Annotated in this window: 13 protein-coding genes and 1 pseudogene; 8 read left to right on the top strand and 6 right to left on the bottom strand. The window is 50.5% G+C overall.

Annotation, left to right across the window (positions count from 1 at the left end):
* Nucleotides 1-9: 9 nt before the first annotated feature.
* Complete coding sequence (locus tag AC06G5_RS10065) at nt 10-1,323, bottom strand: sigma-54 interaction domain-containing protein (RefSeq protein WP_008022726.1); 1,314 nt, start codon at nt 1,321-1,323, stop codon at nt 10-12.
* Nucleotides 1,324-1,520: 197 nt separating this feature from the next.
* Between AC06G5_RS10065 and AC06G5_RS10060 the strand changes: the two genes are divergently transcribed.
* The 5 genes from AC06G5_RS10060 to AC06G5_RS10040 all read left to right on the top strand — a co-directional run bounded on the left by AC06G5_RS10060 (nt 1,521) and on the right by AC06G5_RS10040 (nt 6,655).
* On the top strand, nt 1,521-2,405 hold the full coding sequence (locus AC06G5_RS10060; protein ID WP_008022727.1) for an MBL fold metallo-hydrolase: 885 nt from the start codon (nt 1,521-1,523) through the stop codon (nt 2,403-2,405).
* Nucleotides 2,406-2,441: 36 nt separating this feature from the next.
* The gene (locus AC06G5_RS10055; protein ID WP_008022730.1) at nt 2,442-4,118 is read left to right on the top strand and encodes a bifunctional protein tyrosine phosphatase family protein/NAD(P)/FAD-dependent oxidoreductase; all 1,677 of its coding nucleotides are present in this window, start codon (nt 2,442-2,444) and stop codon (nt 4,116-4,118) included.
* Between the two features lie 3 nt (nt 4,119-4,121).
* Nucleotides 4,122-4,946 carry a sulfite exporter TauE/SafE family protein gene (locus AC06G5_RS10050; protein ID WP_008022733.1) on the top strand — a complete coding sequence of 275 codons (825 nt, stop codon included), beginning with the start codon at nt 4,122-4,124 and terminating at the stop codon, nt 4,944-4,946.
* A gap of 410 nt (nt 4,947-5,356) precedes the next feature.
* Nucleotides 5,357-6,187, top strand: a complete 831-nt coding sequence (locus tag AC06G5_RS10045) for a DMT family transporter (protein ID WP_480459365.1) — start codon at nt 5,357-5,359, stop codon at nt 6,185-6,187.
* Nucleotides 6,188-6,262: 75 nt separating this feature from the next.
* The gene (locus tag AC06G5_RS10040; protein ID WP_008022736.1) at nt 6,263-6,655 is read left to right on the top strand and encodes an ACT domain-containing protein; all 393 of its coding nucleotides are present in this window, start codon (nt 6,263-6,265) and stop codon (nt 6,653-6,655) included.
* 154 nt (nt 6,656-6,809) lie between these two features.
* Here AC06G5_RS10040 and AC06G5_RS10035 read toward each other — a convergent pair whose 3' ends face one another.
* From AC06G5_RS10035 to AC06G5_RS10025, 3 genes and pseudogenes are all read right to left on the bottom strand, one after another.
* Nucleotides 6,810-7,175: a histone-like nucleoid-structuring protein, MvaT/MvaU family gene (locus AC06G5_RS10035; RefSeq protein WP_008022738.1), complete on the bottom strand. Its 366-nt coding sequence runs from the start codon at nt 7,173-7,175 to the stop codon at nt 6,810-6,812.
* Between the two features lie 258 nt (nt 7,176-7,433).
* Nucleotides 7,434-8,036, bottom strand: coding sequence for a hypothetical protein (locus AC06G5_RS10030; protein WP_480459363.1), 603 nt, complete (start codon nt 8,034-8,036; stop codon nt 7,434-7,436).
* Between the two features lie 225 nt (nt 8,037-8,261).
* A pseudogene (locus tag AC06G5_RS10025) lies at nt 8,262-8,530 on the bottom strand (hypothetical protein); the annotation flags it as partial.
* Between the two features lie 105 nt (nt 8,531-8,635).
* On the opposite strand from AC06G5_RS10025, the gene AC06G5_RS10020 reads away from it, so the two are divergent.
* A complete protein-coding gene (locus AC06G5_RS10020; RefSeq protein ID WP_480459361.1) occupies nt 8,636-9,118 on the top strand; it encodes a hypothetical protein in 483 nt (160 codons plus the stop codon).
* Complete coding sequence (locus tag AC06G5_RS10015; RefSeq protein ID WP_480459360.1) at nt 9,108-10,046, top strand: DUF4238 domain-containing protein; 939 nt, start codon at nt 9,108-9,110, stop codon at nt 10,044-10,046. Before AC06G5_RS10020 ends, AC06G5_RS10015 begins: the two co-directional genes overlap by 11 nt.
* A gap of 560 nt (nt 10,047-10,606) precedes the next feature.
* Here AC06G5_RS10015 and AC06G5_RS10010 read toward each other — a convergent pair.
* Nucleotides 10,607-11,821 carry a hypothetical protein gene (locus AC06G5_RS10010; RefSeq protein WP_480459359.1) on the bottom strand — a complete coding sequence of 405 codons (1,215 nt, stop codon included), beginning with the start codon at nt 11,819-11,821 and terminating at the stop codon, nt 10,607-10,609.
* A 59-nt stretch (nt 11,822-11,880) separates the two neighbouring features.
* Entirely contained in the window at nt 11,881-12,252 is a 372-nt protein-coding gene (locus AC06G5_RS10005) for a histone-like nucleoid-structuring protein, MvaT/MvaU family (protein WP_480459358.1), read from the bottom strand.
* An 84-nt stretch (nt 12,253-12,336) separates the two neighbouring features.
* Here AC06G5_RS10005 and AC06G5_RS10000 point away from each other — a divergent pair, with 84 nt between their 5' ends.
* Nucleotides 12,337-13,344, top strand: a complete 1,008-nt coding sequence (locus AC06G5_RS10000; protein WP_480459357.1) for a PIN domain-containing protein — start codon at nt 12,337-12,339, stop codon at nt 13,342-13,344.
* The last annotated feature ends 277 nt before the right edge of the window (nt 13,345-13,621 follow it).

The following is a 13,621-nucleotide window of genomic DNA, read 5'->3' as shown; positions in this document are numbered from 1 at the left end:
AAGACTCATCTATTTCCCTTCTAAAACCTGAATCCGACGATAAAGCGTTCGTTCACTAATCCCCAGTTCTTTGGCTAAATCTGCTCGCGACCCCTCGAACCCATTAAGTACCTGGGCAAGGTTTTTTAGGGACTTGCTATTTCTATTTGTAGTTTTGTACTGGGAGACGTAGCCAGTTACATTCGTAGGCAAATCTCTTTCCCGTACAATCCCATCGTCACTGAACAGACGCGCCCGTTCAAGAATATTTTTTAGCTCCCTGACATTCCCCGGAAATGAATACAGCATAAGGCGCTTCAATGCTTCCTCGTCAATTTCAGCCCGACTGCCAGGTGCAATTCGTTTTAGATGACTTTCTATAAGCAGCGGCAAATCGTCTAAACGCTCTCTCAATGGCGGAAGCGTTATAGGAAAAGCACTGATTCTGTAGTAGAGGTCTTCGCGAAAAGTGCCAAGTTCAACCATATCCTTTAAAGGTTTATGAGTTGCAACAACGAGACGGAAATCGGAATGGATCGTCCGTAAACTACCAACAGGTCTAAAACTGCCAGACTCAATTAGACGCAACAATTTGACTTGCATGGAGAGAGGTACATCGCCTATTTCGTCCAGAAAAAGCGTACCGCCATGCGCAGCCTCTGCAAGCCCAATTTTCTTACTGAGCGCGCCTGTGAATGCTCCTTTTTCATGGCCAAATAATTCACTCTCGAACAGCGACTCTGAAAGGCCGGTGCAGTCGACTACAACCAGAGGTGCCTTTGAGCGCGGACTACCCATATGGAGCGCCCTAGCGAACAGCTCTTTACCGGTTCCCGACTCACCCTGCAAAAGAACGGGAATCGGGGAAGGCGCCGCTCGCTGCAGCGCGCTCAACGCTTGTTTAAAAGACGGCGACACGCCCACTAGCCCCTGCTTTTGCGGCTGCGCAGACGCTATGTCTACGGTGATCAATCTTTCAACGTAAGCAACTACCTGGCCCTGGCGATCCAAAATGGGACGAAGCTCAACATCAACGTGTTCTGGCCCCCGGGGAGTGTGGTGAATATGCAGCACCCTTTCCGCAGCATGGCTATTAAACGCCTTGCGCATTGGACAAAGCTCACCCGCCTGATCGCAGGGAACGGCATAGCCATGCGAAACCTTGAAGCATTTGGAGCCAACGTGCGGTTTTCCCTCAACACCAAAATGCCTTTGATAGGCCTTGTTGGAGGCGATGACGTTGTACTCGACATCCAGGACGATGGTGGGTCTATCGTCATGCTCAAGGTAAGAAATCAACGCTTGAACATCTACATTGCTCGTAGCGATTAGCCCACTACTCATAATCTTCTCCCGAACACGTATGTTTCCTACTGCCAAATACTGCCACAGACTGCCAGTTAACTGCCAAAAATAATGGCAGACACGGATACCCCGCCCTGGAAACTCAGGAAACACGCTGTTTAGAGCGTTCAATGGAAAGATCAACACTGGCATGGATCTTGAGACTGCTGACATAGCAGCTATTCAGGAGCTATCTAATGTATTTCGGCGAAAAAATATTGGTCGAAGAATTCTTTGACGAAGCGACATCGACGTTCAGCTATCTGTTGCTTGACCGCTCTACCATGCAGTGTGCGCTTATCGATAGCGTGCTTGACTACGATCCGAAATCGGGCCGCACAAAAACTGAATCAGCCGACAGAATCGTTGCACGCGTGACGGAACTGGGCGCATCCGTCGAATGGATCCTTGAGACACATTTACATGCCGATCATCTGACCGCTGCTCAATATTTGAAACAACGGCTAGGCGGCAAGATTGGCATCGGAAACAGAATAAAAGACGTTCAAAAAGTCTTTAGCCACTTGTTCCATACAGAGGATGAACTTAAAAGCGGTTCCGATCAGTTTGATATTTTGTTTGATGACAACGATACGTTTCATATTGGCAGCTTAACCGCCCAAGCGTTGCATACGCCTGGTCATACACCTGCCTGTATGACCTATCTTATCCAGGATGAACAAGCAGGTCTCGCGTTCGTGGGCGATACATTGTTCATGCCCGATTACGGCACAGCAAGGTGCGACTTCCCTGGAGGGGACGCCAGAACACTCTTTCGGTCAATACATAAGATTTTGGCGCTTCCTGAATCAACCCACATTTTCATGTGCCACGATTATCGTCCGAATGGCCGACCGCTCGCGTTTATCACCAGTGTAAAAGCACAAAAGCATGAAAACATCCATGTCCGCGAAGGTACAAGCGAAGATACGTTTGTGAACATGCGAGAAACACGTGATGCAACTCTCGACATGCCAATGCTGATACTGCCATCCGTCCAAATCAATATGCGTGGCGGCAACATGCCAGAGCCAGAAACGAATGGTATCCGCTATCTGAAAATACCGCTCAACACGCTTTAACGCTTTAACCTTGCGTAGTTATCAACGGAAAATAATATGAATACTTATAAATTAAGTTCGGATTTTTCTATTGCGTCGCAACTGACCGTCGTCGATGTGAAGCAACTGGCTGAGCTCGGGATTCGTACTCTCATCTGCAACAGGCCGGATGGCGAGGCAACCGACCAGCCAACACATGTAACGATCCGCCAAGCAGCTGAAGCAGAAGGCATAACGTTTCACTACCTGCCCACCCAAGCATCGGCCATCGCTGATGAAACGGTAGATTCCTTCGTTGCAATTTTAAAGGAGGCGTCGAGACCTGTGGTTGCCTACTGTAGAACTGGCACCCGGTCAGCGATGCTGTGGGCGCTCTCTGAGGCAGGCAAGCAGAGTCTGTCCGCCATTCTCGAAAAAACCAAAAGCGCACAGGTGGATGTTTCTTCACTTGCACGCAGAATCAGCAATGGCGGACGCACCGTTAACGCCATGGCTACGACTCATCACCAGATCGTCATTGTTGGTGCCGGCTCTGCAGGCATTGCCACCGCAGCCAGCCTGAAGTCACGAGAACCGAATCTGGATATCGCACTAATCGACCCTGCTGACGCGCACTACTATCAACCTGGGTGGACTATGGTCGGCGGAGGCGTCTTCGAGGCTGAATCTACTGTAAGGACTATGGCATCTGTCATGCCTCGAGGTGTGACGTGGATCAAAGCAGCGGTAACTGCTTTCGACCCACAGACCAATGCAGTCGTCCTCGATGGAGGGAGAGTTATTCAGTACGACCAGCTTGTCGTCTGCCCTGGCTTGAAGCTCGATTGGTCGGCTATCAAAGGACTGACTGAGACATTAGGCTCCAATGGCGTAACCTCTAATTATCGCTACGATCTTGCGCCTTACACCTGGAAGCTTGTCCAGGAACTCAAATCAGGCAAGGCCCTCTTTACGCAGCCGCCAATGCCAATCAAGTGTGCGGGTGCGCCTCAGAAAGCGCTCTATCTCTCATGCGATCACTGGTTGAAAAACGATCGCCAGGCGCAGATAAAAACGCAATTTTTTAATTCCGGCGGTGTGCTATTCGGCGTCGCCGACTACGTCCCTGCCCTCATGTCGTACATGGAAAAATATGCGGTCGACTTGAAATTCAGCCACAAGCTGGTTGCCGTGGATGGCCCCAACAAACAGGCGACTTTCGAACGTACCGATAAAGATGGAAACACCCAGACCGTGATTGAGTCGTTTGACCTCCTCCACGTCGTGCCTCCGCAGGTTGCTCCTGACTTTATTCGCTCAAGCCCGCTAGTGGATGAGGCGGGATGGGTCGACGTTGATCCGAAGACCTTGGCTCACCGCAAATTTTCCAATGTTTGGGCGCTAGGAGATGTGGTGAATACCACAAATGCGAAAACCATGGCGGCTGCACGTAAACAAGCGCCGGTCGTAGCGAACAATGTCCTGGTTAACCTAGGGATGAAACAGCATCAAGCTGCGTATAACGGCTATGGCTCCTGCCCTCTTACGGTTGAGCGTGGGAAAGTTGTCTTGGCCGAGTTTCTCTATGGCGGAAAGTTAGCGCCGACGTTTGCTACCTGGTTTGTGGATGGGCGCAAACCCTCTCGTTTGAGCTGGTTTCTTAAAGAGAGAATTCTCCCGTCTTTCTACTGGCACTGCATGCTGAAAGGGCGCGAATGGTTCGCTGACACGGAAGTAAGTCAGGCGGAGCATTAAAATATGGATGAGCACAGTATGCTGGCCGTCGTTCTTGGCGCGGTCATTGGAGGTGTTCTAGCCATGACTGGTGCAGGCGGGGGAATCCTCGCCATTCCTGTATTGGTTTTCGGTCTAGGTTTATCAATGACCCAAGCAGCCCCTGTCGGGCTGCTAGCAGTGGCTTTAGCTTCCGGCGTCGGAGCTGTGCTCGGATTGAAGCAAGGCGTCGTTCGATATAAAGCAGCTGCCTTCATATCATCGATTGGAATCGTGGCTGCGCCGCTAGGCTTACACCTGGCTCAGCGCATTCCCAACAAGCCTCTCGCACTCGTGTTTTCGTTGGTGCTGATCTACGCAAGCGTGCGCATGTTGCGCAATGCAAGTCGGGAAATCCGTAATGGCGGTGCCGCTACACGACGCGAGGTGTTGCCCTGCGTACTTAATCCGGTAAAGGGGCGGTTACGCTGGACGCTGCCCTGTGCTCGAGTATTGGCGTTTACCGGTTTCACGTCGGGCTTACTGTCAGGCTTGCTGGGTGTCGGAGGCGGTTTCGTCATCATTCCGGCCCTGACGCGATACACCAATCTGGAAATGAAAAGTATTGTCGCAACTTCTCTTGCGGTGATCGCATCGGTTTCAATCGGCGGAGTGATTGCAGCCGCTATCAGCGGCGTTATGTATTGGCAAGCAGCGGTACCGTTTGCCGCCGGTGCGGTTTTAGGGTTGATCGCGGGAAGGCAGCTAGCGCACAAGCTGGCCGTTCCTCGTTTACAACAGGCGTTCTCGATCGTCGGTATTGTCGCTGCCATCATGCTGGCAGCTAGCGTACTCGGTTTCACTTCATAGCATTCTTCGGCACATTCAGCGTCTCCACTTGGAGACGCTCATATGCCGAGGTACGGATGACCTGGCTGGAATAACCTTCTGCCGCTGCTCTCCCAGGCCGTCAATCCATACATGGATCTGATCGCCAGGGTGTAGCCACTGCGGCTCCGGATTCGACTGACATCACACAATCACAGATAATTATGTTGCAAGCCTACCAACTGAACGGTAGCCTTAATCATAGCAACCAACAATATATTTTATGAATTTCGCTTGGCTTGAACAACTGCTACTGACCGCAGAAGCTGGAAGCCCCAAGCGCGAGGTAACTTTATAAGTCTGTAGTAACCTATACGTACTGTGGGGAACAGCTAGTGTCACAGCACATACTTAATATACCGCTATTCAAAGTCGCCAAAAAAGTAGTCCTGTTGACTACTTTAGCAATGCTAGCTTTTGCAGCCAACTCGGTGCTTTGCCGACTTGCTCTTCGTCATACAGAAATTGATCCTACCTCCTTCACACTAATACGCCTGGTGAGCGGAGCTATCATGCTTTGGGTGCTTCTAGCGATTAAAAATGCTACGTCCCGCCCCTCAGGAACCTGGTTTGGTGCTTTCACCCTGTTCACCTATGCATTCGCTTTTTCATACGCATATTTGAACTTGGAAACTGGAACTGGCGCGCTACTTTTATTCGGCGCAGTACAACTCACCATGCTTGGTTACGGGTACTGCAAAGGCGAGAGGATGCAAGGAGTCGCAATTGCAGGGCTACTCCTTGCTATCGGAGGTCTTGTGGCCTTGTTATTACCCGGGACAAGTGCGCCTGCGCTTGGTAGCGCTGGAATTATGCTGTTGTCAGGCATTGCATGGGCCGGATACTCCTTAATCGGCAAGCAATCGAACGACCCACTCGCATCGACTGCAGGAAATTTCTTGCGAGCCATCCCTATGATGCTTTTGGCATCGATCCCCTTCGTACAAGACTTTTCAATAGATTTATTGGGCGTTCTTTGCGCCATTGCTTCTGGGACGATTGCCTCAGGCGTTGGTTATGCAATCTGGTACGCGGCGATACGTTCGCTGTCATCATTTCGAGCAGCAACCATCCAACTGAGTGTTCCTGTCTTAGCGTCTCTCGCTGGGGTACTCCTCTTGGGTGAACAGCTTACCGTTCGCTTAGCACTGACATCGTTAGCGGTACTAGGAGGAATTGGCTTGGTGCTCAGCGACAAGCGCTTAGCAAATGGTGCTAGCTAATCTCAAGATTCCTACAGCCACAGGTGGGCAATCACCAACGATTACACGATCGCTTCATCAATCTTAAGGAACCTTATGCAACTCGCAAAAAGCATCAATCTGAAAGTATTGCCCGACGCCTACAGCATTTCCCGACTGCAAGGGGACGAAAAGCTTCCGTCTTGGGCTGATGGCGCAGGATTCGTCAGCATCTCACGTTCGCCTGAGGAGCTATCGATCGTATGCTTGCAATCACGGGTACCTGAAGGAATAAAGGTTGATCGAGACTGGCGATGCTTTCAGTTCGTGGGCCCGTTCGCCTTCGATGAGACAGGCATCATCCTCTCGGTAATCCGCCCACTTACCGAAGCCGGTTTCGGCGTGTTTGTGGTGTCAACCTTCGACGGCGATTACATGCTGCTCAAAGAGACCGACTTCGAGAAAGGACTGTTGGTGTTAACTGAGGCTGGGCACAAAATCTACCGTTAACTCAGCACGCTGCGATACCTCGGAATCCTGATCATTAGCCACGGTTACAGGCAAGCACTCAAATCTCTGAGAGGCCCTTAAGGTATCGGATCTCCATAAATGCAATCTCCAAAAAAGGGCCTCAACTGGGCCCTTTTTTGTACTCAAACCTATATCACTTGGTCAGCCAGGACTCAACGGTCGCGGCGCCGTGCTGTGCTTTCCACTCCTTCAGCGTCTTGTGATTGCCGCCTTTGGTTTCGACGACTTCGCCGGTATGAGGGTTTTTATAGACCTTCACTTGGCGTGGTTTACGGCTGCCGGCTTTGGACTCAACAACTGGAGCGCGACGGCCCGCCTGCGGGTCAAGTAGGTTGATCACATCCTTCAAGCTGTAGCCGTATTCAGCCAGTAACGCGCGCAGTTTGGACTCAAATTCAATTTCTTTTTTAAGGCCAGCATCGCCTTTCAAAGCTTCGAGCGCTTGGAGCTGCTCGGCCAGGTGTTTTTCGAGTTGGCGGAATTCTGCGAGTTTAGACATTGGAAAATCTCAAGGTGATTAGTTGCCTAACAGTACACCAATATAAACAGTTGAATCAGCTGTTTCTGACAGACTTCCGCGACTGCCTGCCGATGGGAAAGGACGCTTGGTCAACGATCTCTTGGCCACGCGTCGTGCCGTAAACGCTGTTAAAGCCCCAACGATCCCGAGCAATAGTCGGCATCAAGAGGCTAAGGCCGCGCTTGCGGAGCGAGGCCTGGTGCGTTGGGATGGAGGTAGGTACGGCCTCAACAAGTATCAGGTCGCGTTTACTCCATCTGCGCACTCCTGATTAATCTGCGCCTTAGGCTTTGTTGCTAAAAACACCGCAGTCCAAAGCTGTTCCGCTAGCCACTGTGCTTCACTTCGGCTGAGACTCCACCCAACCCATCCAAAACACATTAAGACGTATTGGCCATCTAGTCTGATCTGAAAATCATAGATAGCCTCTTCACCATCCTTAAATTCCCGCATCGGCTCGGGATCAAGCAGGGCTCCTGTAATTAAGAAATTTCTACCAGTCATCACAACTTGGAGCAAATCAGATGTCTCCTGTGATCCAAACGGCTCATGGCGCTCAATGAGAGCAGCCCAATGATCATGAGCACTCTGGATATTAGACTTATCCAGCTTTGAGTGATTGTGATCAACCGAGTTGAGTACTGCTTTGATTAGACCGGACGCGATCTCATAAGCTTGCTGTGGGGTGAAGCATACTTTGAAGTCGTGTAGGGTTAAACGTATGAGTCGAGATGGAGCGAGTTTGACAGTCGCACAATAATGTTCGTCTGCTCCCGGAAAACTGAAAATTTCAGAGGACTTGAAAGTGAGACGGGATTTCAAACGTTTGTTGTCACTCATAGCGCTCTCGAAAAATTGGCTTACTAAAACCAATCGGCTCAATTTCAGCAAACCTTTAACGGGCTCAAAAAATATTATTGAGCACGTCAGCTTTGCTGTATTTGAATTCTGGTCGGAAGACTCGATCCACCGCGTCCACGGCAGACTTTGTCATCAATCGAACATCGTCAGCAGGATAACCGGCTAGGTGTCTTTCAAGAGGCCATTGCCCCATTCGTAGGCGACGTCAGCCATCCAGACGGTTTCCCTTTCAGCATGCCAGCCTCGCTCGGCTAGCAGCTGAGTAGCATCCAAGATCCCGGCGTCACCAAAATACGATGTGGTTTCCGGAAATGGATGCCAGCGAGAGACACTTTGCACACCCCCGAATCACGATTCCAGTACGACAGGAAATGCCAACCACCCGTGGTCACGTCCGGATACGGGAAATTGATCGCGGCTTTACCGGTGATGTAGTGTTCACGCGTAACCCGAGACAGGACGAGGTCGAACAGGGCTGATTAATCCCGGCAACGTATCGCCAGCCCTCAGGCCAGGCAACGCGGTTTGACTCCAAACAGGGCCGCAGACAAGATGGCCTTTTGGCATGGACGACCAGCATGAAGCCAACATATTTCATTGACTTAGAAGCATCCGGGATCGCTCCGGAAAGCTATCCAATCGAAGTAGATGTTGTCTTTCCGGGTGGTGAGTATCAAGCCCTGATCCAGCCAGCCTCGTACTGGGATCATTGGAGCTACGACGCGCAGGACATGCATGGCCTCAGCCGGGAACAGCTCATAAGCGAAGGCCAGTCTCCCCTCGAAGTCGCCAAGGCCACGAGCCGACTGTTTGACGGCAAAATGCTGTGCTCCGACAACCCAGCCGACTGCTATTGGCTGGACGTGCTGTACGAAGCTGCGGGTATTGAGCCAACTTTCGGTGTGCGCCCCCTTGAGACATTCATTGGGCGGGAGCCGGCCACCAAGGCCCTTGCTCTGCGTCCAGCCTTTCGCGACCACCGTGCCTTGGGCGATGTTAGAGCCTTAGAAGCTTGTGTAAGCCATTATCTCCAAGAAGGAAGTCGCTCGATTGAAGAGTGAAGAGATCAAGAAAAACAATCACTACGTTTGGGCACACTACCTCCGGGGTTGGGCAGAAAACGGTAGAGATGTATACCGGAAGACAAAAAAGGGCGTGGAGCTTTACAGCGTCCGTGGTGTGGCCTGCGAGCCTCACTTCTACAGGATAACTCCCCTGGATGACCAAGACGTAGAGTTTATCCAGGTTTGGCTTGACAAAGCAGATGAGCACCTTCGAGCGTTCCACTACAAGATGCTCGAAAAGATGATCTATTTGTCATGCGCCATCGAAGTGCTAGACAGAGAAGATCAAGCTCACAAACGTGAATTGCTGTTAGCGAATACCTTAGAGAACATCCACACTACGGTCGAAAATGACTTTAGGCCTATTCTCGACTCACTCCAAAACGGCGATCTGTCAGTTCTTAACTCAGCTCAGAACAGAAATAACCTACACAGTTATATCGGTCATCAGTTTGCCCGAACAAAGTTTCTCAGGGATACATTTATCGACTCGTGGAGTCACGCAGGCGACGAGTATGTGAGGATCGCCAAGAAGACCTGGTGGTTCATGAGCCTAGTTTATGGTGTCAACGTCGGCTTTAATCTTGACCGGTTCTACTATCGAAAAAATGTGGTATGGCTCGTCAATAAAACGAAAACCCCTTTTTTAACCAGTGACCACCCTGTTATCAGTGTTCATCCCTCAGTCGTTGATACTTCCTCAGGGCCACCACCAGATCACTCTGACTTCTATTTTCCCATCTCACCAACTATGGCATATATGGTCAATGACTCTGAAATGTATGGCAGAGGGGTCATGGAGGCGACGGAGGAATGCGTGGATCTCCTAAATCGAAACATGCTACTCCGGTGCGGTCAAACGGTCTTCGGCTCAACCGCAGCTGTAGTGCAGAACACCAAGAGACCCAAACAGAAAACAGCATAGGCCCTCCAGGGCCTTTTTCTTTGCCCAAGGTTTGCCAGCGAAGTGAGTGCTTCTCACGTGGTGATATGAGTATCGACCCAGAGGAACTTCGCGATCAGATCATCGCAGACCGCGAACTCTGTAAAGGCTTAGCGCGGCGGAATGGCCATTGAGTGGTTTGACAACAAATCCTTCAACTCCACCCCTGCCCAAGCCATTAGCCATTAGCCATTAGCCATCAGCCATCAGCCATCAGCCATCAGCCATCAGCCATCAGCCATCAGCCATCAGCCATCAGCCATCAGCCATCAGCCACGGATGGTAATGTCAATCTGCTCGACACTTACACCGAATTTCAACGCCAAGCCGCGCTTTGCCTCGTCAATTGACAGCGCCGCAGACTCTGCCACGGTAGGAGAGGATAGAGCATCAATGGTTGCAGCCACGTAGTCATCACCCGGCATTTCCTCCGGTAACTTTGCCCAGATTGAAGGTGGATCCGAGTCGCGTCCAGCCAAGCTCCTCAAGGTCGTTTAAGGTATGAATACCGTAGTCCGATAGCTTGGTATATACGACTTCGATCAACCAGCTAATGAGGTTTCACGCTTCCTGAAAAATGGCGGGAGCTCAGCCAAGACTGCTAGGAAGTTTTCCCGTCGCAGATGGTGTGCACCGATTGTGCAGAGCTGTTCATTCATTGAAACCTGAATGGCTAACCCACAGTCTTCTCTCTCATCCTCTTTCAGTGTTGTACTCAAGGCCATAAAAGATGAAAGGTTTCCGGATTCGAACTCTTCATAACGCCATGCCCAGAATATGCCAGACATCAAGCTTGCCCTGATACTCAAGTACAGCAAGGGGATTACTGCGTCTTCTTTTTTCTCTATCGCCTTTTGTCTTAATAAGTAATGTGTAATCAGGTGGGTAATAAACGTGCCTGAAAACTCACTGCGTATTACGGGGTGCGGATGAGAGTTGACACCCAGCTCAAAGTCCTCGCCGTACTGCTCATAGAAGCGGTTAAACATACATCCTGTTGAGCACATCAACAGGTACATGGATGCGGAAGAATACAGTCCATTTCTAATCATGTATTTAACAGTTAAATCAATACCCTCCAAGTCAGCCAGTACCTCTCTAGCCTGCTCCTTGATGTTTTCAGCGGGATCAATTGAGTTTGATCTCATCTCGTAGTGTTCGACAAGGGAGGACACAGCAGTCGGGGCTTGAGGTTTCAACAAATAATGACACTGAATCAAATGACTAAGCTCGTGAAAAAACACCCAAGCCAAGGTGATTTCGAAGTACATAAATCTTGCTGCAACAACATTATCAGTCCAGCGAGGGTGCTTACCGACAACCGCATCCTTGACTATTTGAAATAGCTCGGTGCGTTTTGATGCTGGGAATTCAGGCAGCCCGGAGGAAAATGTATAGCTCTGGTTCCCGAACTGAGCGTTAAGATCCGAGATATTGGAGCTATCCAAAACAAACTGTTCACTGAAGGGAGGAAAGACAAAAGAGTCCCTATAAATCTCCTTGATCATGCCCATATTTATTTTTATTGTACCGTGTAGTGGTCGCCGCCGGTCTACTGATGCACATGCATTTGCCGACTGACTAAATGGGCGCTCTAAAATTAATGATCCCCCAAGAGGCTTGTAGATATTTTCATTTACCCAAAGTGTTAGAGGCTCCAATATCGCCTCAGAAAACTTATCAATAACCTGAAAATCAATAAACTGACTTTCGTAGTCAATTCTTCTCATTTTATCTGGAGAGGATCTGGTAGACATTCAATATCCCTATAACCCGAAAAGGGCCCGTGGGGCCCTCCGTTTGTTCTCAAAAAGTCTTACTGAGCCAACCAGGACTCGACTTCAGCAGAGCCGTATTCAGCTTTCCACTCCTTCAAAATCTTGTGGTTTCCGCCCTTGGTCTCAACGACTTCGCCGGAGTGTGGGTTTTTGTAGATTTTGACTTGGCGTGGCTTGCGAGTGCCTGCCTTCGATTCTGCAGTGGCTGGAGCACGGCGAGTCGAGGCCTGAGGATCAAGTATTGCAATGACGTTGCGCAGGCTGTAACCGTACTCGCCCAACAGGTTACGAAGCTTCTGCTCGAATTCGATTTCGCGCTTCAGGCCGTCATCATTTTTCAGGGTTTCGAGCTCAGCCAGTTGAGCGGCGAGCTGCTGCTCAAGGGCACGGAATTCTGCGAGGCGAGACATTTGACGCTCCTGTATGGTATTGGGCCATTATCCGGTGATGGTCAAGGCCAAGTCTAGCAATCACCAAGCTGTAAAGGAGCTTGAATGCATCTAGTAATGCTCGACACCTGCGTCTGGCTTGATATGTCATCACAAAAGGCCGAGCTTCCTATGCTTACCGCCCTGGAGCACTTAGTCCAGGATGACGCAATCAAGATCTTGCTGCCCGACCTGGTACGCATGGAGTATGAGCGAAACAAGGACAGGGTTATCGAAGCCACACGTAAGCGCCTCGCTAACGAGTTCCGGGTGGTGAAAGGTGTGATTGAGTCATTCGGTGGTGATGGGAAAGAAGCTGCGCTCGACACCCTGGATGACGTGAATCAAAGGTTGCCAATCCTCTCTGAAGCGACTCAAGTAACGGTGAACCGTGTTCTGAAGCTGTTCGAGAACACCATTGAATTTCAGATTTCAGATGCCTCCAAGATCAGAGCTGCAGAGCGAGCTATCGCCAAACGGGCTCCGTTCCACAAACAGAAGAATAGCGTTGCTGATGCAGTGCTGGTTGAGGCCTTCCAGGAGTTCCGGACACAACACGCGGATGAATACGAGAGCTTCCGTTTTGTCACCCACAATGTCACCGACTTTTCTGCAAAAGATCACCGAAAACCACACGATGATTTTGCAGAAATCTTCGATGACAAAACCTCGCTGTTCTTCAACTCGACCAGCCCCGCCATCGAGGACTTACTAGACCTCGAAGAATTCCATTATGAGTACAGCTTTGCCTGGGAGGACGAGACTCGTGGTCTCCAGGAAATAATGTCAGCCATGGACGAGCTGTTCGACAAGGTCTGGTACAACCGACACATGAACATGATGTACCACATCGAGGAAGGGGAAACAGAAATCGTCCCGGCAGGCACACCACGCTACGGCAATGATGTGATCCACGAAGATGTCTTGATCAGGGCTAAGGCTGCAGCTCAACGCGTTAGAGAAAAATACGAAGATACCGGGCCTTGGAGCGATTTCGAATGGGGCATGCTTAACGGAAAGCTCTCCGCGTTGCGGTGGGTACTGGGTGAGGAATGGGACATGCTCGACACCTAATAGGGTAATCTCTCGGCTCCGTGGCCGTTGAGGCCCGCAACAACGGGCCTCAAAAGAATATCGAGGGTTTTATCTCTTGGCTCAGTGACCGTTGAGGCCCACAACAATGGGCCTCAAACGAATATCGGGGTTTTCATCTCCCGCCCCCACTGGGCCTTTAACGAATATCGCGGGATTGATCTCCCACCCCCTGGCAAGGGCCAAATCGGCTGGCTGAAGCGAATATCGGCGGATTTATCTCCCGGCTCCGCTGGCCGTCCGCCCAGCAAACACGGAA

Source organism: Pseudomonas sp. WT-JTC, from assembly GCF_056711565.1.
The sequence above is the reverse complement of the archived record's forward strand: the minus strand, read 5'-3'. Positions and strand labels throughout refer to the sequence as shown.